Below are 22,892 nucleotides of genomic sequence, written 5' to 3'. Positions count from 1 at the left end.
ATAGAGCCAATGTGGCTAGTATCCCCTAATTGACTAGCTGCATCGGTAAAGTCGCCGATAAAGTTAGTAAAAATTTCATGGCCCAGCGGTTAGATGGCAAAGCACTTGCCAACAAAATTCAATCCCAGCTCGCAGCCGACATTAATCATGACAGTGAGCATAGGGACAGACCACCTGGCTTAGCCGTACTAATGGTAGGTGACCATCCCGCCAGTGCCGCTTACGTCAGAAATAAAGAACGGGCCTGCGAACGGCTAGGAATTGCATCTTTTGGCTCCCATTTACCTGCTGACACGTCTCAAGCGACGGTCGCTGAAATAATTGACCAGCTGAATCAAGATGACCGAGTAGATGGCATTTTAGTTCAGCTACCTCTACCTGACCATATAGATGCTGTAGCACTGCTTAATCGCATCGATCCGGCTAAGGATGCTGATGGATTGCATCCTGAAAATATGGGGCGGCTGATACGTGGAGAATCTGGCCTGCGCAGCTGCACTCCCGCTGGCGTCATGGCTGTCCTGAAGGAGTACAACATTGAACCAGCCGGGAAAAAGGCTGTTGTATTAGGGCGTAGCATCTTAGTCGGTAAACCGATGGCCCTCATGTTGCTAGAGGCGAATGCCACGGTCACGATTGCCCACTCTCGAACACAAGATTTAGCTGAACTATGCCGTCAGGCAGATATTTTAGTTGCGGCTGTGGGCCGCCCCAATATGATCGGTGCTGATTGGGTCAAACCAGGAGCCACTGTGATTGATGTGGGAATTAATCGTATTCAGGATGCCGAGTCAGGCAAATCTCGACTGGTTGGAGATGTTGATTTTGCCAGTGTGGAACCCCTAGCTGGAGCAATTACCCCCGTACCCGGTGGAATTGGCCCCATGACAGTGACCATGTTGTTGCACAATACAGTATTAAGCTACCGTAAACGATTTAATGGTTAATTAATAGTTAGCCTTTTCGTTTTTAACGCCACGCGATTGCATTTTCCATTGCTATGGTGTTGACTGCTCCATAAATTCGTTTTCCATAACCATGATGCCCACCGATGTCAATGTTGATTTTGACCTCAACTCCTACCTGGCCACTAAGGGGGCTGATGTTGAGGCTGCTCTCGATCAGTCATTAGCGGTGGTCTATCCCGAAGTCATTTATGAGTCAATGCGCTACTCAGTGATGGCCGGGGGTAAGCGGTTACGGCCAATTCTCTGTTTGGCAACCTGCGAATTGGTGGGAGGGACGAGCGCCCAAGCCATGCCCACAGCCTGTGCGCTAGAAATGGTCCACACCATGTCGCTAATCCACGATGATCTACCGGCCATGGACAATGACAACTATCGTCGGGGTCAACTGACCAACCACAAGGTTTATGGTGACGATGTGGCAATTTTGGCAGGTGATGCCCTCCTAGCCTATGCCTTTGAATTCATTGCTGACCGCACTGAGGATGTTCCGGCAACAGCAGTGTTAGACGTTATCCGCCGACTAGGGCACGCCGTAGGGGCTGCTGGTCTTGTGGGCGGCCAAATTGTTGATTTGGCTTCCGAAGGCAAACCCGACACATCAATTGAAACCCTCAACTTTATCCACATACATAAAACTGCGGCGTTGCTTGAGGTTTCTGTGGTCTCAGGGGCGGTCCTTGCAGGAGCTGACAATGACACCATTGAGCGTCTTTCTCGCTATGCTCAGAATATTGGTCTAGCGTTTCAAATTGTGGATGATGTCCTAGATGTTACCTCGACCCAAGAAGAACTGGGCAAATCGATTGGCAAAGATATTCAGGCTCAAAAGGCAACCTATCCAAGCATTTGGGGACTAGATGAATCAAGAAAGAAGGCTGACGACCTGATCCAGGCAGCTAAAGAAGAGCTGGAACCGTTTGGCCCCCTGAAACGACCTCTGGTTGCGATCGCAGACTTTATCACTGCGCGCACTCACTAATATCTCGTTGAATTATTGAATTGAATATACTTATATGGAAACCTTTATCGAGATTCTCCAGAACCACGTTCTTGTCGTATCCCTAGTTGCTTGCTTAAGCGCCCAGTTACTCAAGCTTATCATTGAGGCTATTACCCACCATCGCTTGAACTTTCGTGTTCTGGTCGAAACAGGCGGCATGCCCAGCTCTCACTCAGCTTTAGTCACTGCGCTCACCTGCGGCATCGGCCAGACCATCGGCTGGTCCAGTCCAGCATTTGCTGTGACTGCCGTATTTGCCGTCATTGTTATGTATGACGCTGCTGGAGTTCGCCAGGCTGCTGGCAAACAAGCACGGGTCCTCAACCAAATTGTAGATGAGTTCTTTAACGATCATGAATTTCAAGAAGATCGGCTCAAAGAACTCCTAGGCCATACACCTTTACAAGTAATTGCCGGTGCGGCCTTAGGTGTGTTTATTTGGCTATTAGCAGCACCGACCTATTAGGGTTGGTAGCTTATCAAAAAGCGACTCGGCTTGCCTATGAGCAACTGTTAGGAATTACTGAATTGTATCGGTCAGTCGGATGACCTTTTCTCCATTCACTAAGAAGGACGTTAGGCCGCTATCAACTAGCTGTTGTAATCTTGCTGCCGCCGCCGATGAATCGGTTGTATGCAGCACTAACAGATAGGGCTGCTGGAGATAAACTGCTAAGCCCACGCTTCCTTGTTGGGCCAAATTACGTCCAATCTCAGGATTTTGCTGATAGTCCACCAGGACGGCCACCCCCTCACCCAACAATGTTGGCTGATACTGAGATTGCAGGTCTGCAACAGGCGTAGCAGCTACAATAGGCCCTGTCACTGGCTCCTGCTCAGCAGTAGTAGAGGATGTTGCTGAGTCATCCACCACTGGCTCTTGCGTTGCAGTGGATGGCTCAGCATCTACAACCACTGGCTCTTGCGTTGCAGTGGATGACTCAACAACAACAGTCTCAAGTTCTTCAATATCGTTGAGGTACAGTGCCCAAGAATTAGCTACCTCCAGGGACGTGAAACCACCAGCACGAATGACGGTATCGTCCAAATAGTTACACACCAGAGTGGGCTTATCGACCGGGAGGACGGAGATAGTGCGATCGCGAGTCTCCGCATCAGAACCACGCACAAGCAATAAATATTCTCCACTTGCAGGGGGTGGACAGTCAGGATAACTCTGAGCTATCCCTTGCACACCACTGCTAAGGAGAATAAGCATGGCTCCACTTAACCACCGATACCCCATAGCTAAACCTCCTAGCTAACTCAACCGCACTCGTACCCCAAAGCTGTTATTCGGATAGAAAATACCCCAGAGTTATAGCGTGAATATGATTTGTATGCCAATTATGCAGCAGCAGCTAAGGAAGCAAGCGGATCGTTAACGGAGGTCAACGGAGTCTCAAACTCCCCAGTGGCAATATACTCAAGTCGCAACTTCAGCCAGGTAATAAACACCTTATCAGTGGAAACTATGGCTGCTGAAGGTTGTGGGCAACTTACCTTAACAGCCTCTAGTTCAGATGCCTCCAGAAAAGCAGGCTGCTTAATTAACCAAAAATCAATCTCTTTTTCTTGTTCTTGATAATAACGTCGCCGTTCCTTAAGAACTTCTTCCAGGGGCTCTTCTTCCAGTAAAAAGCGCTGGCTGGCTACGGCGTAATAGTATGTTGTCATCTGTCTTATAAAACCACCAAAAGTAATGACCCCGTAAGGTCAGATTTCAAATCCAATAGACAGGATTCTAACAGGGAATGCAGAACCACTGTTATTTTCTGTAATTAAACCTTGTACGCAGCCAACCTATACAAGCCTGACTTGTTTATAACGTTAGAAACTAGAACATACTTATGTCTGTTCCAATATCAGCGTAGCCAACCACCTCGTATCGTTAGCCTTTGAAGATCCGACTGATCTCTAGAAATCGATCCGTGCTGTAGCGACTTCTCGAGGAGTATCCTGTTCATCTTCTTCAAGGAAATAACGCTCATCATCATCTTGATAATCGTCATCGTCAATTTCGTCTTGAAGAGTGACATTAGCGCCATTAATTAAGACGCCCAACAAGCGGATATCTTCGTTGAGATCTAGCTCCTCAAGTGCTGTATTTAAAACAGCTCTTTCTGTTACACCAGGCCGCGCCACCAATATCATGCCGTCGGTCTGCTCTTCTAGCAATAAAGCATCATCAACACGACTCAAAGACGGCGTATCTAAGATAACCATATCAAACCGCTCACGCGCATCGTCTAGGAAACGACGCATCTCGCTTGATTCAAGAATGGCAGCAGCTTGACGCTGAGGACCAGGACTAGGCGACACATACAAGTTTTCGACAAATGGCACCATACGCACATTGTCGCCAATACTGCCACCGTAATAGCGTAGCGGTTCCATCAAAACTTGATCATCATTCACTAATCCTAAATATTGAGCCTTAGAGCCGGAACGCAAATCAGCTTCCACTAGAAGGGTACGACGCCCCGCTTGAGCAGCTGCAATTGCCAGATTATAGGCCGTAATACTCTTACCTTCATTACTAATCGTGCTGGTCACTAACACCACACGAGGACCAATTACACTATCTTCAAAGCCTGTCAAACGCAACTTGCTCAAACAGCGTTCATAGCTACTGTGATACTGAGAATCGGACTGCACCAAAATGGGTGCCGCTTTAGCTGGGCGTGTACGAATAACTGGGACAGCCCCTAATATTGGCATATCCTGATCGCGCAGCAGTTTTTCCAAATCTTCGGGCGTACGGATAGTGCCGTCTAGCATATCCAATAGGAAGATGATTCCACCACCTGAAACAAGCCCCAGCAAGCCTCCTATCAGGAGAATGGTAGCAGGGTTTGGCTTTTCAGGTTCGTTAATAACAGCGGTAGGAGGACTCGCCACAGTTAAACTACTAACCGTTTCAGCCTCCGCAGCTTCCGCATCGACAATTCGAGCTTGGATCTGATCATAAAGTGCCTTTTTCAGGCCCACCTGATAGGCCAAACGCTCACGCTCCAACTGCTTATTAGGTAAACTGGAATACTGCTGGCGCAAGTCTCGAGCCGATAGGGCCAAAACTTGACTCTGACTGATCAGAGTATCCCGTTCCGTTTGCAAATTGACCAACTGGTTGGCCAAACCAGCTCGGGCAGGGTCTAAATTACTATTGATGTTAACAATGCCAGAAGGCAAAGCAGCCGTTTGACCATCACCAGACAGAACATCGTTTACCCGACGACTGAGCTGTGATTGCAATGCACTATAGTTCCGTAGAGATTCCACAACTATAGGATGATCTTCACGATAATCTGACGCTTGCAATATATTTAACTCATTTTCAGCCTGATAGATTTGCGCTCGCAAATTAGCAATTAGCGGGTCAGCACTTAAAGCTGAAGACACATAGGCTTCATCAGCAGTCAGTCCCAACCGTTGTTCTAGACTACGAATTTGAGTATCAATACCAGCCAGGGTGATTTCATTCTGCCGAATTTGCTGTTGGCTACCTGAAATTTGCCCCAACAAACTGCCATCTAATGCAGCTTGAATGGCTGGTCCTTCCTGACGGTCATATTGCTCTAAAGTTTGTTCCGCTTGCCTGAGGGCGGTTTCAATGGGTGGTAGGCGCTCGTTCAAAGCATCAATAATAGCTTGCAGACGGGCTTTATTACGGACACGACTTAGCTCAACCATGCCTTGGAAGAGTGTGTTTAGCACAACCGTTGCCGTCTCTTCGTCAGCATGAATAAAGCTAACATCTGCCCGAAGGCCAGTCTCACCCTTTTTGCCACCACTGACTGTCACCGTCGTATTTCTACGAATCTCCCCTGGTGTCAGATCGATACCTCTTGTCCCCAGCTGTCTAGACACCTCTTTCAGCAAGACCTCAGATAGCAGCTGATCCTTACTAATGATGCCCCTCCCAAGCTGATCAATAGTGTCTGCCGTATTAGTAAGTGAAACCAAGGGAGCATTATCAACCAGTGTTCCCTCGGCATAGTACTCAACTGGCGGGGGCGGCTGTAGAGCTACAACCCCCGAAGCACCAACAATTGACAGTAAACAGGTCAGTCCAGCCCACTTATATCGCTGAACAGCTAATAGATACCGCTTAAAAATAGGAGATACCATGGGCACTCATCGGATAAAGAGAACTAAGGGAAGGCAATGGCCTGAATCATTTGCTCAGGTGACAGTCAGTAATTTTTCAGAAATCTAGGCTACTAATCCAGACAGTTAAGGCAATCATAGCTCAATCACCAAATGGATACCTCTTTGCTAGGGCATGCTGTGAATACGGACAACGACTAATCAAAAGATGTCGCGATCAAAAATGCCATCGAAAAAGAGTACAAAGCTGAGAATATCTTGAAAAGGTTGCGTAATCGTATCTATGGCAAAGGTAATTCGGTTAATAAAGTTCCTACCAACCACAATCACATCGTTATCCCTGAGTGGGGGATTCTGTGTGGGATCTCCATGGATGGCCTCTTTGGCGTTTAACTTGGTGACAACAGCTTCACCTTGCTCTGGATCAAAGCGAATTAGAGCCACTGAACTGAGGTTAGCTTGATTCAGAGGGATACCAATACCATTCCCTCCCCTGGCAGCATTGCCCACCAAGGCATCAACAAATGTACTGCCGTTCGGCAAACGTTGTCCGCCGACAGAGCCTCTAGGGTAGTTAATCACTCGCACCAGGATCTCAGGCTGAGCTAGGGTAGAACGGGTAACAAAGTTGACGTCATAGTCTTGGGTTTGCGCCGGATCAAGACGAGAAATAATAACGATATCTCCATTCTCTAAGCGCTCCTCGGGAAAAGGTAAACCATCTCGAACGGGCGTGTAAAGATCTACTGTCTTTTCAATGACGCTGTTATCAGGCAAACGTCGCTGAATACGTATCTCGCGCAAATCGGCTGTACTACGAGCACCACCAGCAGCCAAGAGGGCGGCAGTCACCCGTGGAGCTTCCAAGGGGTAGAGTCCTGGGCGTTCAATTTCTCCTAACATGATGACTTCTACCCCACGCTGGGCAGTCAACGTTAAGGTAACATCAGGGACCCGATAGTTTCTTGGATCATTGGCTCGCAGAGCTTGATAGTTGGGAACAATACGGCGGTTAAGTTCGACCTCTGAGACCTGATATGGTACCCCCTGAAGAGCATTCGCCAAACCGACAGAACGCACTTCGGAAAGCACTACATATTGGTTGTAGACGGCACGAATTCTATTTTCAGCTTCATTGAGAGTGAGGCCTTCCAAAGACACAGCGCCCTCAATGGGTAAAATCACGTTGCCTTGCTGATCAAGGGTTGCTTGAAATGACAGATCAGGAAACCGTTGAACACTAACAAAAATACCGTCTCCAGGCCCTAAGCGATACTGATCAAAGTTACGCTCAACCGATCCTGGAGTCGAACCTGTTCGAATGCGAGGATCTAAGTCTTCTAAGGTTGGGCGGCTCTCTAAGACTTCCACCGACGGGAGTTCGGGTCCTACAGCTTCATCAGCCAGGGAAGATTCATCAATATCCTCCTCAGGTGTATCCATAGGGACAGCATCCTCTGTTGAGGTGTCTGATGGAAGAGGAGCTAACTGCGCTACGCTTGGATTCTGCCAAAGATTCCAAATAACGGTACTGAGCAACAGTTGCCCAGCTAGCAGGCTGAACTTCTTATCCCAGGGGCTATGGGAAACCTTGGCATTTTTGATAAGAACCATACCAACTCAAAATTAACAAAACGTATTTGAAATAAAGCTAGTTCACGAAAACCATAGGTTTTTCAATGTAGCTACTTTAGCTCATCTGCTGTACCGTCATAGGTTGATGCATTCCCGTGTTTGCGGACATGAAATGAGAGGCTACACTGCGGTCAACACAGCCTCTTCTAAAGCTGTTTGCACTAATTGACTCAAACTTTCTAAGTCAGCATAGAAGAGTGAGACGTCCCCAAGGGGAGGCATCGGTACCAGTAGACTTACTGCAACCCACGGCAGACGTTCGCCTCGAGTCCACTGATATTTTTGATCTCTCCAAAACCAATGATGGGGAGCAGGATGACCACCTTTGGGTAGTGCATACCATTGAGCTACTGCAAAGGTTTGGTTGGATGTCCAAGCTCGAAACGTATCTATGCTTAGCTTTCCTATACGTAAGCGACGAGGGTTAGAAGTTTGCCATTTTTGGGCCCCCTTTAAATCAATCCATTCAACTTGAGGCTGGTCCTCTGCCTGCCCCTGGGGTTTTAGGAAGAGTACCATTTGTTCTGAGGTGGCATTATCGCTATGGGTCAATTGCTGTACTGACCACTGAGAACCACCCATGGTGATTTTCTGTTGGAAATCTTGAGACCATCCCTTTAAGGTAAGTCCCGTTTCTTTCAGCTCTCGAATATCGCGAATTTGGGCAACACCGGGAGGTGAGTGCCAAGGCCACTGACCTAAATACCGAGGAATGGCAACGGCGGCAATAATGGCGGCTAGTAACGCTACGACTAGCCACCTTAGCCAAGGTCTAGATTTAGAGTTTGCAGACAATAAGGACAAAGCCATTGGTTACGAACATCCCGAGAAAAGCTTTGTGAACACTTGGAACATCGAGCTAAAAATCGACGGGAGGCATCTGCTGAGCAGGTTGACTGCCATCTGTATGGACATTTTCGAGTGCCACAGTTTTCATGGATACACTTTCTGGCACATGGCTTTGGATAGCATTCACTATTAAAACCAGAGAGCCTAACATAATCGCAGAATACACATCGCCGCCCCAGCTGTCATGGAGCCAGTGAAAAGCCTCTGACATACTGTTGCCATGAAAGAAAGTCAGAATTGTATTACGGAGGATATTACCGATGACACTTACTGAAATGATGCCCACAAAAAAAACTCCTGTGCGCAACCTTGAGCAATTTAGACCGGTCCAATAGGTAAGAACCAGACCCATGTACAGGCTGGTGAACAGCATCTTTAAGCCTGCACAGTGAGGGGCAACCTCTACCAGTTGCTGATTCATGCTGAGATAAATGTTATTGACTTCCACCTCATAACCAAGACCGTGCAAAATAGTTCCGGCCACGGTGGCAATAAATCGTTGTAGCGGCAAGATATGAGGCTCAATTAGATAGGGCAGCTGTGTCGGGGTAGAAAAAATGATCAGTACCAGGGGGAACAGCATCAGTTTTAAACCTGACGGGCCTTTGAGACACAAAAGCAAGCCTGTCAGTATCAGGGGCAACGATATATTCACCGCATCTATCACCCCGCTGGTATAAAACACCAGGGCTATGGCCAGACACAGCAGACCTGCCCAGTGGCAAACATCACCCAACTTTTTCCAGTCTTGGCGTTTATCCCAAACGAGTTTACAAGCCAAGGGAATGCCTAAGATGCCGTGGCTAAAGTATTCATGCTGAATACTAATATTCTTGTTAATCCAACCATCCCATACCCAGTGATAGAGCAAGGGTCCATAAAGAATCACTAAACAGCTAATCACTATAAGCTCAAGTGCCCATCGCGACGCTTTGGATTGAGAAATACTAATCATAGTTGGGTATATCCGCTGCTCTTATGGGTTTAAATCAAGACTGGACAAGCTTGGACACCCCCGGCAATGGTCTCCACAACATACTGTAGTTGGTCGTTACTCATGCCGGGATACATGGGTAGTGATAAAATCTCTTGACTCAGCTGTTCAGCAACGGGAAAGTCACCAGCGCGATAACCCAGGTTATGAAACGCAGGCTGTAGGTGACAAGGCACTGGGTAGTGAATGCCAGATTGAATTTCACAGGTAGCCAATTCCTGCTGTAAACGGGTGCGGTCAATTGAGCAGTCTTGGGTTAGGCGGATAACATAGAGGTGATAGACATGACCACTGCCGCTCTGATTCAGCATAGGGACTAAGCCATAGTTAGCCAGGGGTTTTAGGGCATCGTCATAAAGTTTTGCGAGACGGTTGCGATCGCAATTCCATGACGCCAAATACGCTAGCTTTATCTGTAGTATTGCTGCCTGTAGCGTATCGAGACGGCTGTTAGTCCCACCAGGATCCGTGTGATAGTACTTACGGGTAGACCCATAATTACGCAACGATCTGACCGTTTGAGCAACGAGGTCATTTTGCGTCGTGACCATGCCGCCATCTCCCATAGCTCCCAAGTTTTTACTGGGATAGAAGCTAAAGGCAGCTGCCAAGCCAACACTACCGGCCTTCTTTCCTTCACGTTCTGCGCCGTGCGCCTGGGCAGCATCTTCAAAAATAATCACGTCGTACGTCTCAGCCAGGGAGCGCAAAGCTTGAGGAGAGACCATCTGGCCATAAAGATGAACCGGAATAATCGCTCGAGTTCTTCGAGTTATCGCCTGTTCTGCGGCAGCCAAATCCATCAACCCAGTCTCTAAATCGCAGTCTACAAAGACAGGAATGGCTCCAACCTGAAGTACGCCAATTAAGGTGGCGACAAATGTATTAACCGGCAGAATCACCTGGTCCCCAGGTCCTACACCGCAGGCCTGGAGCCCCAGGGTCAAAGCATCGGTACCTGACCCCACCCCCACACCATGACAAGCATTACAGGCAGTGGCAAATGCCTGCTCAAATTGAACGACTGACTCACCTAGAATATAGTCACCCCGAGCCACCACAGCCGCTATCGCCGCCATTAGCTCCGAGTGCAATGGGTCGTGCTGTTGGCATAAATCAACAAAGGGAACAAAGCGTGAACTAGCCATGATGTGAACTTTCTACTGCAATATTGGCACTTGCTCCCACAGTTGTTAGTAACAGATGTCGGGTAGAGTAGCTGCCATTTATAAAATGTTCCCTATTAAAACCCAGTGACACCTGTGGAAACAGCAGGTTAATCACACCGCACCTGCATACACAGCTTTCATAGAAGAACTATAGGAGTCGTACGGGTCTGGTATATGTAAGCTTGGCGCAGACTCTCCTTTGGAGATATGCATCCAGCAGTTTGCTATATTTGTGCCCCTATTCACCAGTTTCTCTTGTTAATTTGAGAATTGGGCATATTGACATCGTAAAGTCTCTATGAAGCTTGTTAAATCCCTTTGTCCCTGCTTCAGAATTGACGATGGTCGTTTCTAACCTTATGGTGGGCGGAACCTGTAGTAGCAGAGTGCTGCCCCAGTTTCTCTTCCCTCTCATATTATGGATATTAAAACAGCTCAACATGTGGTGATGACCCAAGCGGATTTGACCGTATCTGATGCATTTTTGGCACGGCTACAGCAGTATAAACCGCCAGTCCCCGGACAAGTGACGTCGTTACTACTAGCTTTAAAGTCAATTACAGAAAACCTAAAAGCTGCTGAGCAGTTAGATCGACCATTAGTCTATGCTTTACATCAACTCGCTTATGAAGGTCGCCAGTTCTATGAGCAAGGAAAACGCGCCAAAGTAGAGTGGCCACCGCTATTGAATGCTGATATTGAGCGTATTGCGATCGCAACCGCGCAAATCTTTAAAGGGAAGACATGAGCTTGTATACAGCAAGCTTATCTACATCAAGACGGTTAGCGTTACCCCTTAGTTGCTATCCCCCTATAGAAATAGCCAATCAGCTTCGGCAAATCCCTGGAATAAAACTCTTCACACTCCATTTGGTCAAAAACAGCCTTAACGAGGGTAGCCATAGGTTGGTCTAGACGACAGCCATCGGCAATACGTCGCTGGAGCGGTGTAATCCGACGCTGCCAGGTACCCACACCACGTTCTGGACTTAGACCATGTTCAATAAAGAAAAATTTTCCTCCTGGCCGGAGTACTCTGTACACCTCCGTCAAGGCCTTTTCAACATTGGGAATGCTGCACAGAGTCCAAGTACACACCACCGCATCAAAGCTTTCAGTGGCCATGGGTAACGCCTCAGCACTGGCTGTTTTTAAGGTGATATCTACGGTTGAGTCTTGAATCCGTGGGTTTGCGATCGCAGCCATCCCTTCGTTAGGATCAATGGCAGTTAACGCTGTCACCTCATCACTGTAATAAGACACATTCAACCCTGTGCCAAAGCCAATTTCCAGCACCTGGCCCTTCACAGACTGTAGTAGGGATTGACGATAGTCATTTAACTCTTGTCCTGACATTGTCAGATCTAGTAAGCGCGGAAAAACTATACGTGAATAAAGGCCCATACTTTAACTCCAAAAATTTTTAGGACATCCCCCTAAAACATCAATATCGCCTGTTCAGGCTAAATAGTAGTATCTTGTTGACTCTACCAATTTCACCAAAGATGCTATGGACTCACTGAAGGGACGGAATCTGCTTAGCATGGCAGATTTAACCAGTACAGAACTACACGGACTACTCGCCTTGGCAGCCCAACTCAAAGATGGCACCAAACGGCCCAAATGCCTGAACAAGGTACTGGGCTTGGTATTTTCCAAAGCATCCACGCGTACCCGTGTGAGTTTTTCAGTGGCCATGTATCAACTGGGCGGTCAAGTTCTGGATCTCAATGCCGGCGTCACCCAGATAGGGCGTGGAGAACCCACCGCAGACACTGCACGCGTTCTCGATCGCTATCTGGATATAGTCGCCATTCGTACCTTTGCACAATCTGAAATAGAAGAATTTGCTGAATACGCCTCCATCCCAGTGATCAATGCCCTGACTGATCTGGAACATCCATGCCAGATTTTGGCAGATCTGCTCACCCTCAAAGAAGCGTTCGGCACCCTAGAGAACTTAACCATGTCCTACCTGGGAGACGGAAATAATGTCGCCCATTCTTTAATGCTAGGTTGCGCCCTGGCAGGCGTGCATATTCGCGTCGCAACACCAGATGGCTACGCCCCTAATCCAACCGTTGTGAAGCAAGCAATAGAACTTAGTCAGGGACGTAGTGAGGTGATTATTACCACTGATCCTAAAGCTGCTGTAGAAGCAAGCCATGCACTTTACACAGATGTTTGGGCCAGCATGGGCGAAGAAGCAGAAGCAGAGTCTAGAATTCCTAAGTTTCAGCCCTATCAAATCAACCAGGCCATGCTTGATTTGGCTAACGAGCAGGCCATAGTCCTCCACTGTCTACCAGCTCATCGCGGTGAAGAAATTACCCACGATGTCATGGAAAGCTCCCAATCTCGTATTTGGGACCAAGCTGAAAATCGACTCCATGCTCAAAAGGCTCTACTAGCAGCTATTTTGAGCGCAGCTTAAAGCAGACATAAGCTGTCAAACAAACTAGAATTGACATCCCCAGGATTCCAGAGAGAGGATTACCATGGATGCCCGTCACCCATTCAGGTACCTGCCCTGAGGGAAGAACTAAATCCCCCACATCTACAATGTAGTAGCCCCATATGAGGCCTCCATGAAACCCCATTGGCAACCCTAAACTGGCAAAAGAGCGCTTCCGAAAATATAGATAGCGCCCACATCCCAAAATAAGTCCCAAGAGAAGCAATCCTAAAAACTGGGGGGACGTTCTCAAAATGTCAGGTAATGGCTTAATGAAATGGGCGATAGCAAAAATCAAACTGCTCCAAACAATTGCCTGAGACCTGGGCAAATTTTGTTGAAGCTCAGTTTGCAACCAGCCACGGAATAACAGTTCCTCTGCAAAACCAAAAGCCAGACCTACGGCTAAGCCTTCTACAGCAATCCTCGTTAGAGGTTGAGGATGAAAGTTGGCCCAACCACACAATACTTCTATCCCAAATAGGAGACATACCAAGGCAAAACCAAATGCAACAGCAAACGCTAAATCGCAAAAGAAGCGCTGACAGCAGACTAACCCATATGTTTGAAAAGGCTTAGGCCAAGCATGACCCCAACGCCCCCAAAACCAAGCATGGCCGAGGAAACAACCATATAGAGCAATCAACGCTAGCGCATTCATTACATCAGACTGCCCGGTCAAACCTCCTATGCTGTAAAAAGTTAATGCGAAGGGGGTCCATAGAATGACCAATGTCACCAAGAAAGCGATGATCCGCCAAGCTAACGGAGCATGCATTAAGCGTCGATATAGCTGAATCTGCTTGACCATTGTGGTTAAGCAGCCATGGTTGGAGTAAAAAATCTGATCATAATCAAGCTATTGAGTCTTACTCATCAGGCTCAATAGTACTTGTAAGCCCCTTAGAACGCAGCATTTCACTATAAAACTCAGCGTGTTCTAACTCACAAACAATCACCAAACCAACGCCCGCATTATGGGCCTGCATCATAATATCGACTGCCTGCGGCACTGAAAGACTGGGCACAGTCTTAACCAAAGATTCCACTACATACTCCATAGAGTTGAAATCATCGTTGTGCAGTAAAACCCTATAGCGAGGAGCATGCTGCCGCTTATTTGACGTAACTGTCTTCTCAATTGTCCCAGTAGACACCATGACCTTATCCAATCGTTAATCAAGCAAATTTCTTTATGACAGACGGCTACCTCGGAGTGCCACTCCTAATCAAGCCACACACACTGTTTTTAATTTTAACCAGAACTTATCTAAAAACTCAGGCATAAACCTCTAAACAAAGCTTTGGATAAGGCATTGCACGTCCTTGAAAATTACCACAAGCTTTAAAAGCAACAAAGAAATAATCTAAGTAAATGTTTCTCAACACGCTTAATGGTAGTTTATTAGCTAATTTAACAAAATTTGAATTTTTTCATCTCCTAGAGCCATATAAATGGTCTCTTATCCATTTCTTCCCCTACAGGGTGATGGTTTGAGAATTTAGCTCACCTTGTATCGACCCATCTATAACGTTTTTATTGAAACTCCTTTTTCAACATGGTTAGCATAAACCCTGGGCAAATCGTTTACCTGGAATGTTTAGATCAGCGTCTCTATGCTGAGGCAATTCAATTGGCTGGTTCGGTACGCTTGTGGTGCCGCCCCTTAATGCTGGTATGCAATCTTCCCTATGGGTCTCGGCAACAGCAAATGATGATCGCAGAAGCCGCTGCCAAGCCCGAAACTTGTAACTTAGACCTCTACGATCTAAAAACAGCTCCTGACCTTGTCTGGCCGATGGATAGGTTCAAGCTAGCATTCGATACAGACTTTTTTGCTTTGCTTTTCTATCTACGGATCGCAGACAATAATGACTCTGAAGATCTGGCGAAGCAGCATTTTCAACACTTTCTGCACACATGTTGGAACCCTGGGAGCTCAAATAATGATGCTTCTCAGTCATCTACGAAGCTGCTCTCAATACGATAAAAAATAAGATTCAGTTTAATCAGTTTTGAATGGGTGCAACATTAGGGCAGTATCCATATCATTGATATCTTTGGTGCCAACTATCGAACAGTTGGCACTAACTTGATACGGCCTTCATCCATTTCACTCATCAGAAGTTCGAGGGCTTCATAGTCAACTTCTGATATGTAACCCAGGCGTGAAAGCTCGGAGTTGATTTGTTCTTCAATATCTGGAGTTAGCTGCTTTGTATAAAGAGCTTTCTCAACCAGGTGGCGAATAGCAAACGAGTGCATGATGACTTATAGCAGGCTTTGCATCAGTATTTACATTCCAAGGACCATTTTCCATCTGGAACATGGTTGTCACTACTTGGGGGTATCTCAAGTGAAACTTCTGGAGTTAGTTAACTCAGTGATCCACATCACCCAACATGCCAACCCAAGGGCATTACCCTCATGACGTAGCTGTTGCTACCGTTTGATGGAGCAACTTTCTGGAAACTTCAAAGAGATGGGCTAGACATTAAGATTCCACAAATAGGTGGTAGGCATCTGGGCAAGCTTAGATTTGCCAAGTTAGCTTCAACAACATATGGAAAGGTCGTAGTCAGACAATTAATTTAATCTAATCAAACTGATAGGAGACAGAATATGAATAGCGTTGAAACATCAGTTCAGGTTGTGCGACCTATGGGCGCTTTAACATCTGCCAACGCTGACGCATTTAAAGAGGAAATGCTAACTGCTATCACATCTGAAAGTGCTAGCGAGGTAGCGATCGATATGGCAGCAGTAGACAGTGTAGATAATTCTGGATTAGTCGCACTGTTGGCCGGATGTGACACAGCTAAGCGTCACCGGAAGCGGTTGAGCCTATGTGATGTTGCTCCTCGCGTACGTATCGTGTTTGAGCTAGCTCAAGTTGATCGTGCTGTTTTAATGATAGACAGTCAAGATTTACTGGCTGCTTAGATTGATTAACTGCAATTATTCTTGTTCCCTTCGGTCTTGATACATAGCTGATTGATAATGCAGGACCGCACAAATTTATAAATATCGCTGGCGAGGCGACGGTCAACATGTTGACCGTCGCCTCGCTATTATGAATTGGCTGTGCTTCTAGTTAGCGCTCTACCCACCAAGGCACAACATTCGCAGCACTTAAGAATCAGTTATAGTTTAGGTCTGAGTTGCTTTTTCCATTGCCGTGGCTATTGCTGTAGACCAACTGATTACTCCAGATATTGCTCGTCCTGCCCGTTATTTAGGTAATGAGTTAGGAGCAGTTAATAAACCATGGGAAACAGCTACAATCCGATGGGTTTTAACGTATCCAGAAGTCTATGAGGTAGGGGCCTCAAATCTGGGCCATATCATTCTCTACAGCATTATCAATCAGCAGCCTCGACAGCTCTGCGATCGCGCCTATCTTCCTGGTTCAGACTTGGTACAAAAGCTAACAGAAACCGACACATCTCTGTTTGCTGTTGAGTCCCGTCGACCACTGACCGATTTTGATATTTTGGGCTTTAGCCTCAGTTATGAACTGGGTGCCACCAATATTTTGGAAATGTTGACCCTGGCAGGGATTCCTCTTACTTGGCAAGAGCGCAATAGCGATGGTCTCTGGAACGAATCTAGCTGGCCCATGATTTTTGCAGGTGGCCAAACCGCCACGTCTAACCCTGAACCCTACGCCGACTTTTTTGACTTTATCGCCTTGGGAGATGGCGAAGAGCTATTGCCAGAAATTGGTTTAGTACTTGAAGAAGGCAAAACAGCAGGAATGACTCGACAAGAGATCTTGCTAGACCTGGCCCAGGTGCCAGGAGTCTATGTGCCCCAGTTTTACGACATGGCCGATGATGGCTCAGTACATCCCAATCGAGAGGATGTCCCTAAGCGCATTCTCCGTCGAGTCGCCACCCCGATTCCCGACTATTCCATCGGGTTAGTACCCCATGTGCAAACTGTCCACGATCGGCTCACCATTGAAATTCGCCGGGGCTGTACCCGGGGCTGCCGTTTTTGCCAACCAGGAATGCTGACACGACCGGCCCGTGATGTTGCGCCTGAAGAGGTAATCGACACTATTGAACGGGGGATGCGGGCAACAGGCTACAACGAATTTTCCCTACTTTCTCTCAGCTGCTCAGACTATTTGGCGCTGCCTGCAGTAGGTGTCGAAGTGAAAAATCGACTTAAAAACGACAATGTGTCCCTGTCTTTACCCAGTCAGCGAGTCGACCGATTTGATGAAAATATCGCTCACATAGTCGGTGGCACCCGCAAAACTGGCCTCACCTTTGCCCCAGAAGCAGGCACACAGCGCATGCGGGACATTATTAACAAAGGCCTGACTAATGAGGAACTCCTGCGCGGCGTTAAAACTGCCCATGAGCAGGGCTGGGACAAGGTAAAACTGTACTTCATGATTGGTCTGCCAGGGGAAACAGATGTCGATGTGCTAGGCATTGCTGAAACTATCCAATGGCTGCGACGGGAATGTCGTATCAAAGGCCGGAGGTCTTTGAATTTCAACATTACGGTTTCTAATTTCACCCCCAAGCCCCATACTCCCTTTCAGTGGCATTCTGTTTCTACTAGCGAGTTTGAACGGAAACAAGCCATGCTTCGGGAAACATTTCGGTCAATTCGTGGAGTCAAGGTCAACTTCACCGATGTGCGTATTTCGGCCATGGAAGACTTTGTGGGCCGAGGTGATCGACGACTGTCGAAGGTGGTCCGTCGAGCCTGGGAGCTGGGGGCAGGTATGGATGCCTGGTGGGAGAGCCTAGAACGAGCTTTTAATGCTTGGACTCAAGCCATTGAGGATGCTGGCCTCACCTGGAAGTATCGCCAGGTTGAGCAGGGAGAATGGAATCTGGGAGAGTCTTTAGAAAACGAGAGTGTAGATCAAGCAGAGAATGCGACTCAAGTAGAGAATCTGCATCGTTGGCAAGTGGCAATGGATGCTCCACTGCCTTGGGACCATCTAGATACAGGCATTGATAAAACTTGGCTGCAAGATGACCTTCGCCGCGCAATGGCAGCAGCCATCGTGCCTGATTGTTCCTTTGAAGGCTGCTCCCATTGCGGCGTGTGTGGCACTGACTTCGGCCATAACATTGTTATTCCACCCTTACCGATTCCTTCCTTCGAGGGCCATAGCAAGCCCAAATCTGAGCGGGTGCAACGGCTGCGGGTGACTCTCGGCAAACTAGGGGACATGGCACTCATTGGCCACTTGGATTTGGCCAGAATGCTTGACCGGGCTGTCAGACGAGCTGCTCTGCCAATTTCGTTTACAGGAGGCTACCATCCTGGCCCCCGTATTGCTCCAGCAAATGCTCTATCCCTTGGCGCAACCAGCACAGGAGAAGTAGTTGACTTCGAACTGACTGAGCAAATGGACCGTACTGATTTTAGACAGCGGCTACAGGTACAGCTATCAGATAGCCTGCCTATTTATGACGTTCAGGAAGTCGATATCAAAGCTCCATCAGCCACTAAAGCCCTCAACCAAGCTGACTATTTACTAGCCATCACCACACAACAAGAAGGACAGGCTCTGAATTGGCAGGCGTTGATTGATCGCATCCTAGCCACAGATGAAATTATTGATACCCATACAACAAAGTCAGGCAAGGTCAAGCAAATCAACCTCAGAGAACGATTGCATACCGTAGAAGTAGTCGGGACTCTACCCTCTCATTTGCCCAGCAGGGTTATTCATAAGCTAACGACTACAGGGGATGTGGTTATTCGATATGTAGGCAGCTGCCGGAATGATGGCAATATGCTGCGTCCCGAGCAGATGCTGCGTATGCTAGAACGACAACGGGAAGATGCAACCGCTTCTTCGTTAGTATTAGGCCATGTGCATCGCCAACAGTTAATTCTGACGTAAAAGCTCAAGCCATTAGTAAAATCCGTGGAGAGACGTTACATGCAACGTCTGTATATCTAAGAATTGGAATGTGCTAGACATGAAACTTATGGTGTGGTCAGCGATTTCAAGCCTGTATCTATTGTTGCCTGGGCCCTATGCTGTGGCACAATCAGCAGCAGTGCAGCGCATAGACTGTCAGCTTAGTGCTGAGCGCCCTAGAACAGAAGATAGCTCAACGGACAACACACAGTCTCCTCGGGTATTACTGGCAGAAGATTTAGAGGCCATGTGTCAGCTCAATGGCCAAGAGCCCCGGACAGATGATGGCGCGATCGCAACTGACGACAATCCATCCCCTGAACATTTTTCAATTCCGAGTTTGTGGTGGCAGCAGCAGGTAGTAGGAGAAGCTATCAACAGCCGCCTAATTGATAGCTGGAGAGCCTATGGAAACACTAACCTAGACAGCGGAGCCAGCATCCAGACCGAGGGATCTACCCCCCATGTGGATATCATCGTCAACGGTCAGCTTTGGCCATTATTAAATTATCTAGAACGATATTCACTCATCAATCAGTTTGGAGAAAGCACTAAGGATTACGGCTATCAGCTGAGGGTATTCACTGGAAATCGCTTGGTCGGGTTACATGTATGTGATTTTTCGGACAGAAACGCCGCAACTAATGAAGCAACTTACACACCACAATGCGTTGTCGAGCTGAACTATTTTGGCCAGGGCGCAATCCGCGGTAGACGGCAGCTTTAACCCTCGGCCTCAACGCTCAATAATGTTTCTATATTTGTTTGCCCACGTCTTGATAGCGGCAACAGAACCTCTCCATGACCGGGTACCAATAGCGTCTGCTGAGATAGCTGTTCAGGCACCTTCACATCCGGCAAGAAAAATGATGGAGACACCCCATAGCTAGACACAGAAATTTCAGTCGCAATCGGCATCTGCCAGCAAAACTCCATCCAAGCTTGGGCCTCTTCCGTAAGTTTTGCGTTAGTCGGAGCAACCCACAAATCACTCGTTAACACCGTTCCTTCTTGAGGATGAACAGCACCTAGCCGTCGATAGCGTACTAGCGTCGCTAAAATATCACCGCTCCACCCCACCGCCAGCCAAACATCTTCATTCACCAGGGCCTTTAAATACGCCTGAGAATCAAACACTTTAACCTGTCGATAAAGGGCCAGCAGCTGCTCTTGAACATCATCTCGAAGCAATGCGGCTTCATCATTGACGGAATATCGGAGTGCTTTTAGGACAATGGCAATTGCCAGTCTAGGTTGATTGGGCATCGCAATGCGCCCGGTTAATTCAGGCCGCCACAGATCTGCCCATTTGGTAATGGGCTTATTATTGGTGTTGGTTTGAAAGATGGGCTTTTGATAAGCAATCATCAATCCTTGGGTGCGATAGGGAACAGCCCAGAGCTTACCGCGCTCACTGGAGTACCCCTCACGATCACGGCGCAGCAATTTTTGCCAGGGCTCAGGCAAGGCATAGGCCAAGGGAAAGTCTGGTAATGGTTGAATTAAGTCCTGACGAATTGCATGCTCTAGCCAAGGATCGCTCAAGGTCACAAGATGAGCCCCCACGGGTGGGGGCTTTGTTGCATCTTGGCTGGATGAGTGACCGATGGGAATCAACCGCCGCCACAGGGGGGGAGTCATTGGGGAACGAGCCTGCCACCACTGCAACTGTTGATAAATATCAATGAGATTAAGCTCAGACTCAAAGTGAGTTAGTGTGTCCCGACTAAAGGCTTTTAAGACTTGAGCGGGCACCGATCGAGCCAGCACTTTTACTTTTAAGGAGGCAGACGCACTGGAACGACAACTGGCAACAGCAGTCCCTAACCCCAGCAATCCCAACATTACCGTGCGTCGTTTTACCATCGTGCTTTGCGAAACTGCCTATCTAACCTAGCTTAATAGGTGAACACCATCCAATGTAGAACACTAAAAAATTGCGAATCTTGCGATCGCAAAAAAGAGGACAAGGTTTGACAACCTCACCCTCTTATCACGGTTTAATAACAAAGGCCCTAACAAAGAACCCACTCAAAAATTAGTCAAAAGTAGCAGGTGCAGAAAACCGGATCTTACCAGCACCCCACATATCACCCATGACCTTGGGTTGTAGCAGAATGTAACCGGCAATGGAAACCAAGTCGTCTTCAGTCAGGCTTCGCATCTTCGGGAAGATATCAGTACTCTGGGTACTGGGGTGTAGCTCAGAAATTTCAGTCAACCCATCATAGGTAGTTGGGTTATGCAAATAATCAACTAGAGCTTCTAGATTGTTACGATTGGGATAAGCACCTTCTAGAGCTTCAGGTTCTAAACCAACGTTTGGATTGGTCTTGGTGATACCTTGCACATGACAAGTTGCACAGGCGTAATTAAACTTTCTCCGGCCCTGGGAAACCTGCTCTAGGGAAAGCACAACTGTGTCACCCTGCTCATTCAGGGGAATGGTACGGATATTTTCATCCAGCTCAGCCGCCATCGCGTTGCCACCTACAAATAGGTTACCGACAAGAAAAACAGCCGCGACCACCAGCCAAATGCACTTTTTCAACATGATTCTCCTCGAAATGGATCGCCCGTAAAAGACGCAACACAGCACAAAGCCATAAGCCCAATAATCAGGCTAAGCTCGCGATTTGCAGCTATCTGATAAATAACGTCCAAGTTGTAATCTACAGCTCCTGCAATGGAAAACTATAGGTGTGGGCGTGGACAAAATTTATTTCAGGTAGCCAATAGTTAATACCTATCATGCCACCGATAGGGTCAATTCCCAAGACAGTTAAAAGCTTGACTATATAACCGGTTTGATCGGCACAAGGTGACCATTGGCAACTCTATCGAGTGATACATGACTCAGCGAGGCAGACGCTACAGGCAATTTATGTAAGCGAATCAGCTGCGCAATGGTGTCTTTTAGCTGGGTACGCGGCACAATTTTATCGATAAATCCATGCTTAAGGAGATATTCTGCCGTTTGAAAGTCGTCCGGTAGCTTTTCTCTCAATGTCTGTTCCACCACACGACGCCCTGCAAAACCAATGGTCGCTTTTGGCTCAGCCAAGATAATGTCGCCCAACATGGCAAAACTGGCCGTCACACCTCCTGTAGTGGGATGGGTCAGAATTGGCATGTAGAGTAAACGGCTGTCACGATGACGTTCCAAGGCAGCTGAAATTTTAGCCATCTGCATGAGGCTTAACATGCCTTCTTGCATACGCGCCCCGCCTGAGGCGCAGACAATCACTACAGGTAACTGCACCGCAGTCGCATGCTCAATTAAACGGGCAATCTTTTCACCGACAACTGAGCCCATGCTACCGCCCATAAAGCGAAAGTCCATAACGCCCAAGGCAATTCCTTCGCCGTTGATCTGACCAACACCGGTTTGCACACCATCGTTGAGATTGGTCTTGCTCTGCATATCGCGCAGCCGATCACTATAGGCTTTGCGATCGCGAAATCGCAAGGGATCCTTAGGTTCAATTTGCTCATTCAGAGGTTGCCAAGTATCTGTATCGATCAGCTGTACGATCCGCTCATCACTAAAGACACGGTAATGATAGTCACATTCCGGACAAACCATCTGGTTAGCCCGCAAATCCTTGGTGTAAGTCAGCACCCCACACTGATCACACTTAGTCCATAAACCATCGGCAATTTCGCGTTCCTGACGATCTTGGCTAATGGGGCTTTCTTTCTTACGGTTTGCAAACCAGTCAAAGAGGGACATAGACCCTGTTCTCGATACATAGCGTTCTCCAATCCTACCGGCTCGCCCACCCCCCTGGAATAGTCCATAGAGATTT

23 protein-coding genes are annotated in these 22,892 nt (G+C 47.6%); 9 read left to right on the top strand and 14 right to left on the bottom strand.

Annotated elements, in window-relative coordinates:
* Positions 1 to 77 precede the first annotated feature (77 nt).
* From folD to U2F10_RS22380, 3 genes are all read left to right on the top strand, one after another.
* Positions 78 to 947, top strand: coding sequence for a bifunctional methylenetetrahydrofolate dehydrogenase/methenyltetrahydrofolate cyclohydrolase FolD (gene folD, locus U2F10_RS22390; RefSeq protein ID WP_163702827.1), 870 nt, complete (start codon positions 78 to 80; stop codon positions 945 to 947).
* A gap of 91 nt (positions 948 to 1,038) precedes the next feature.
* The gene (crtE, locus tag U2F10_RS22385) at positions 1,039 to 1,947 is read left to right on the top strand and encodes a geranylgeranyl diphosphate synthase CrtE (RefSeq protein WP_499873337.1); all 909 of its coding nucleotides are present in this window, start codon (positions 1,039 to 1,041) and stop codon (positions 1,945 to 1,947) included.
* Positions 1,948 to 1,981: 34 nt separating this feature from the next.
* A complete protein-coding gene (locus U2F10_RS22380; RefSeq protein ID WP_163659929.1) occupies positions 1,982 to 2,434 on the top strand; it encodes a divergent PAP2 family protein in 453 nt (150 codons plus the stop codon).
* Positions 2,435 to 2,488: 54 nt separating this feature from the next.
* Here the strand turns inward: U2F10_RS22380 and U2F10_RS22375 are convergent, their stop codons facing one another.
* From U2F10_RS22375 to U2F10_RS22345, 7 genes are all read right to left on the bottom strand, one after another.
* The gene (locus tag U2F10_RS22375) at positions 2,489 to 3,214 is read right to left on the bottom strand and encodes a hypothetical protein (protein ID WP_499867849.1); all 726 of its coding nucleotides are present in this window, start codon (positions 3,212 to 3,214) and stop codon (positions 2,489 to 2,491) included.
* A 101-nt stretch (positions 3,215 to 3,315) separates the two neighbouring features.
* Entirely contained in the window at positions 3,316 to 3,645 is a 330-nt protein-coding gene (locus U2F10_RS22370) for an MgPME-cyclase complex family protein (RefSeq protein WP_006516938.1), read from the bottom strand.
* Positions 3,646 to 3,885: 240 nt separating this feature from the next.
* A complete protein-coding gene (locus U2F10_RS22365) occupies positions 3,886 to 6,099 on the bottom strand; it encodes a GumC family protein (RefSeq protein ID WP_163659933.1) in 2,214 nt (737 codons plus the stop codon).
* 180 nt (positions 6,100 to 6,279) lie between these two features.
* Positions 6,280 to 7,692: a polysaccharide biosynthesis/export family protein gene (locus tag U2F10_RS22360; RefSeq protein ID WP_499060735.1), complete on the bottom strand. Its 1,413-nt coding sequence runs from the start codon at positions 7,690 to 7,692 to the stop codon at positions 6,280 to 6,282.
* A 141-nt stretch (positions 7,693 to 7,833) separates the two neighbouring features.
* On the bottom strand, positions 7,834 to 8,523 hold the full coding sequence (locus U2F10_RS22355) for a cyanoexosortase B system-associated protein (RefSeq protein ID WP_499060736.1): 690 nt from the start codon (positions 8,521 to 8,523) through the stop codon (positions 7,834 to 7,836).
* Positions 8,524 to 8,572: 49 nt separating this feature from the next.
* Entirely contained in the window at positions 8,573 to 9,517 is a 945-nt protein-coding gene (gene crtB / locus U2F10_RS22350; protein ID WP_163659937.1) for a cyanoexosortase B, read from the bottom strand.
* A gap of 29 nt (positions 9,518 to 9,546) precedes the next feature.
* Positions 9,547 to 10,704: a DegT/DnrJ/EryC1/StrS family aminotransferase gene (locus U2F10_RS22345; protein WP_163659940.1), complete on the bottom strand. Its 1,158-nt coding sequence runs from the start codon at positions 10,702 to 10,704 to the stop codon at positions 9,547 to 9,549.
* A gap of 439 nt (positions 10,705 to 11,143) precedes the next feature.
* On the opposite strand from U2F10_RS22345, the gene U2F10_RS22340 reads away from it, so the two are divergent.
* The gene (locus U2F10_RS22340) at positions 11,144 to 11,473 is read left to right on the top strand and encodes a hypothetical protein (RefSeq protein WP_006516944.1); all 330 of its coding nucleotides are present in this window, start codon (positions 11,144 to 11,146) and stop codon (positions 11,471 to 11,473) included.
* Between the two features lie 41 nt (positions 11,474 to 11,514).
* Here the strand turns inward: U2F10_RS22340 and U2F10_RS22335 are convergent, their stop codons facing one another.
* Positions 11,515 to 12,129 (bottom strand): class I SAM-dependent methyltransferase, encoded by a 615-nt coding sequence (locus tag U2F10_RS22335; protein ID WP_163659942.1) that lies wholly within the window; start codon positions 12,127 to 12,129, stop codon positions 11,515 to 11,517.
* A 106-nt stretch (positions 12,130 to 12,235) separates the two neighbouring features.
* On the opposite strand from U2F10_RS22335, the gene argF reads away from it, so the two are divergent.
* Positions 12,236 to 13,159 (top strand): ornithine carbamoyltransferase, encoded by a 924-nt coding sequence (argF, locus tag U2F10_RS22330; protein WP_163659944.1) that lies wholly within the window; start codon positions 12,236 to 12,238, stop codon positions 13,157 to 13,159.
* On the opposite strand, the gene U2F10_RS22325 is transcribed toward argF, so the two are convergent.
* Complete coding sequence (locus tag U2F10_RS22325; protein ID WP_163659946.1) at positions 13,140 to 13,991, bottom strand: CPBP family intramembrane glutamic endopeptidase; 852 nt, start codon at positions 13,989 to 13,991, stop codon at positions 13,140 to 13,142. The two genes, argF and U2F10_RS22325, sit on opposite strands and share 20 nt — an antisense overlap.
* A gap of 58 nt (positions 13,992 to 14,049) precedes the next feature.
* On the bottom strand, positions 14,050 to 14,340 hold the full coding sequence (gene clpS / locus U2F10_RS22320; protein ID WP_006516948.1) for an ATP-dependent Clp protease adapter ClpS: 291 nt from the start codon (positions 14,338 to 14,340) through the stop codon (positions 14,050 to 14,052).
* 399 nt (positions 14,341 to 14,739) lie between these two features.
* On the opposite strand from clpS, the gene U2F10_RS22315 reads away from it, so the two are divergent.
* On the top strand, positions 14,740 to 15,171 hold the full coding sequence (locus U2F10_RS22315; RefSeq protein ID WP_163659948.1) for a hypothetical protein: 432 nt from the start codon (positions 14,740 to 14,742) through the stop codon (positions 15,169 to 15,171).
* A gap of 80 nt (positions 15,172 to 15,251) precedes the next feature.
* On the opposite strand, the gene U2F10_RS22310 is transcribed toward U2F10_RS22315, so the two are convergent.
* Positions 15,252 to 15,446 carry a hypothetical protein gene (locus tag U2F10_RS22310; RefSeq protein WP_006516950.1) on the bottom strand — a complete coding sequence of 65 codons (195 nt, stop codon included), beginning with the start codon at positions 15,444 to 15,446 and terminating at the stop codon, positions 15,252 to 15,254.
* A gap of 357 nt (positions 15,447 to 15,803) precedes the next feature.
* Here U2F10_RS22310 and U2F10_RS22305 point away from each other — a divergent pair, with 357 nt between their 5' ends.
* The 3 genes from U2F10_RS22305 to U2F10_RS22295 all read left to right on the top strand — a co-directional run bounded on the left by U2F10_RS22305 (position 15,804) and on the right by U2F10_RS22295 (position 19,810).
* Entirely contained in the window at positions 15,804 to 16,124 is a 321-nt protein-coding gene (locus U2F10_RS22305) for an STAS domain-containing protein (RefSeq protein WP_163659950.1), read from the top strand.
* A 235-nt stretch (positions 16,125 to 16,359) separates the two neighbouring features.
* Complete coding sequence (locus U2F10_RS22300) at positions 16,360 to 19,062, top strand: TIGR03960 family B12-binding radical SAM protein (protein ID WP_499873336.1); 2,703 nt, start codon at positions 16,360 to 16,362, stop codon at positions 19,060 to 19,062.
* A 79-nt stretch (positions 19,063 to 19,141) separates the two neighbouring features.
* Positions 19,142 to 19,810, top strand: coding sequence for a hypothetical protein (locus tag U2F10_RS22295; RefSeq protein WP_163698686.1), 669 nt, complete (start codon positions 19,142 to 19,144; stop codon positions 19,808 to 19,810).
* On the opposite strand, the gene U2F10_RS22290 is transcribed toward U2F10_RS22295, so the two are convergent.
* The 3 genes from U2F10_RS22290 to accD all read right to left on the bottom strand — a co-directional run bounded on the left by U2F10_RS22290 (position 19,807) and on the right by accD (position 22,816).
* Entirely contained in the window at positions 19,807 to 20,949 is a 1,143-nt protein-coding gene (locus U2F10_RS22290) for an extracellular solute-binding protein (RefSeq protein WP_499873335.1), read from the bottom strand. The two genes, U2F10_RS22295 and U2F10_RS22290, sit on opposite strands and share 4 nt — an antisense overlap.
* 172 nt (positions 20,950 to 21,121) lie before the next feature.
* Complete coding sequence (gene psbV, locus U2F10_RS22285) at positions 21,122 to 21,637, bottom strand: photosystem II cytochrome c-550 (protein ID WP_006516955.1); 516 nt, start codon at positions 21,635 to 21,637, stop codon at positions 21,122 to 21,124.
* Between the two features lie 240 nt (positions 21,638 to 21,877).
* Positions 21,878 to 22,816, bottom strand: a complete 939-nt coding sequence (gene accD, locus U2F10_RS22280) for an acetyl-CoA carboxylase, carboxyltransferase subunit beta (protein WP_499873546.1) — start codon at positions 22,814 to 22,816, stop codon at positions 21,878 to 21,880.
* Between the last annotated feature and the right edge of the window lie 76 nt (positions 22,817 to 22,892).

Origin of the sequence: Leptothoe sp. EHU-05/26/07-4, assembly GCF_043421015.1 — a bacterium.
Taxonomy (GTDB): Bacteria; Cyanobacteriota; Cyanobacteriia; order Phormidesmidales; family Phormidesmidaceae; genus Leptothoe; species Leptothoe turfae.
Note: the sequence above shows the minus strand (reverse complement) of the source record. Positions and strands in the feature narration are given on the sequence as shown.

Excerpts from the sequence above, each read along its gene's own strand:
- folD (WP_163702827.1), top strand. The coding sequence starts at position 78 with ATGGCCCAGCGGTTAGATGGCAAAGCACTTGCCAACAAAATTCAATCC.
- crtE (WP_499873337.1), top strand. The coding sequence starts at position 1,039 with ATGATGCCCACCGATGTCAATGTTGATTTTGACCTCAACTCCTACCTG.
- U2F10_RS22380 (WP_163659929.1), top strand. The coding sequence starts at position 1,982 with ATGGAAACCTTTATCGAGATTCTCCAGAACCACGTTCTTGTCGTATCC.
- U2F10_RS22375 (WP_499867849.1), bottom strand. The coding sequence starts at position 3,214 with ATGGGGTATCGGTGGTTAAGTGGAGCCATGCTTATTCTCCTTAGCAGT.
- U2F10_RS22370 (WP_006516938.1), bottom strand. The coding sequence starts at position 3,645 with ATGACAACATACTATTACGCCGTAGCCAGCCAGCGCTTTTTACTGGAA.
- U2F10_RS22365 (WP_163659933.1), bottom strand. The coding sequence starts at position 6,099 with ATGGTATCTCCTATTTTTAAGCGGTATCTATTAGCTGTTCAGCGATAT.
- U2F10_RS22360 (WP_499060735.1), bottom strand. The coding sequence starts at position 7,692 with ATGGTTCTTATCAAAAATGCCAAGGTTTCCCATAGCCCCTGGGATAAG.
- U2F10_RS22355 (WP_499060736.1), bottom strand. The coding sequence starts at position 8,523 with ATGGCTTTGTCCTTATTGTCTGCAAACTCTAAATCTAGACCTTGGCTA.
- crtB (WP_163659937.1), bottom strand. The coding sequence starts at position 9,517 with ATGATTAGTATTTCTCAATCCAAAGCGTCGCGATGGGCACTTGAGCTT.
- U2F10_RS22345 (WP_163659940.1), bottom strand. The coding sequence starts at position 10,704 with ATGGCTAGTTCACGCTTTGTTCCCTTTGTTGATTTATGCCAACAGCAC.
- U2F10_RS22340 (WP_006516944.1), top strand. The coding sequence starts at position 11,144 with ATGGATATTAAAACAGCTCAACATGTGGTGATGACCCAAGCGGATTTG.
- U2F10_RS22335 (WP_163659942.1), bottom strand. The coding sequence starts at position 12,129 with ATGGGCCTTTATTCACGTATAGTTTTTCCGCGCTTACTAGATCTGACA.
- argF (WP_163659944.1), top strand. The coding sequence starts at position 12,236 with ATGGACTCACTGAAGGGACGGAATCTGCTTAGCATGGCAGATTTAACC.
- U2F10_RS22325 (WP_163659946.1), bottom strand. The coding sequence starts at position 13,991 with ATGGTCAAGCAGATTCAGCTATATCGACGCTTAATGCATGCTCCGTTA.
- clpS (WP_006516948.1), bottom strand. The coding sequence starts at position 14,340 with ATGGTGTCTACTGGGACAATTGAGAAGACAGTTACGTCAAATAAGCGG.
- U2F10_RS22315 (WP_163659948.1), top strand. The coding sequence starts at position 14,740 with ATGGTTAGCATAAACCCTGGGCAAATCGTTTACCTGGAATGTTTAGAT.
- U2F10_RS22310 (WP_006516950.1), bottom strand. The coding sequence starts at position 15,446 with ATGCACTCGTTTGCTATTCGCCACCTGGTTGAGAAAGCTCTTTATACA.
- U2F10_RS22305 (WP_163659950.1), top strand. The coding sequence starts at position 15,804 with ATGAATAGCGTTGAAACATCAGTTCAGGTTGTGCGACCTATGGGCGCT.
- U2F10_RS22295 (WP_163698686.1), top strand. The coding sequence starts at position 19,142 with ATGAAACTTATGGTGTGGTCAGCGATTTCAAGCCTGTATCTATTGTTG.
- U2F10_RS22290 (WP_499873335.1), bottom strand. The coding sequence starts at position 20,949 with ATGGTAAAACGACGCACGGTAATGTTGGGATTGCTGGGGTTAGGGACT.
- psbV (WP_006516955.1), bottom strand. The coding sequence starts at position 21,637 with ATGTTGAAAAAGTGCATTTGGCTGGTGGTCGCGGCTGTTTTTCTTGTC.
- accD (WP_499873546.1), bottom strand. The coding sequence starts at position 22,816 with ATGTCCCTCTTTGACTGGTTTGCAAACCGTAAGAAAGAAAGCCCCATT.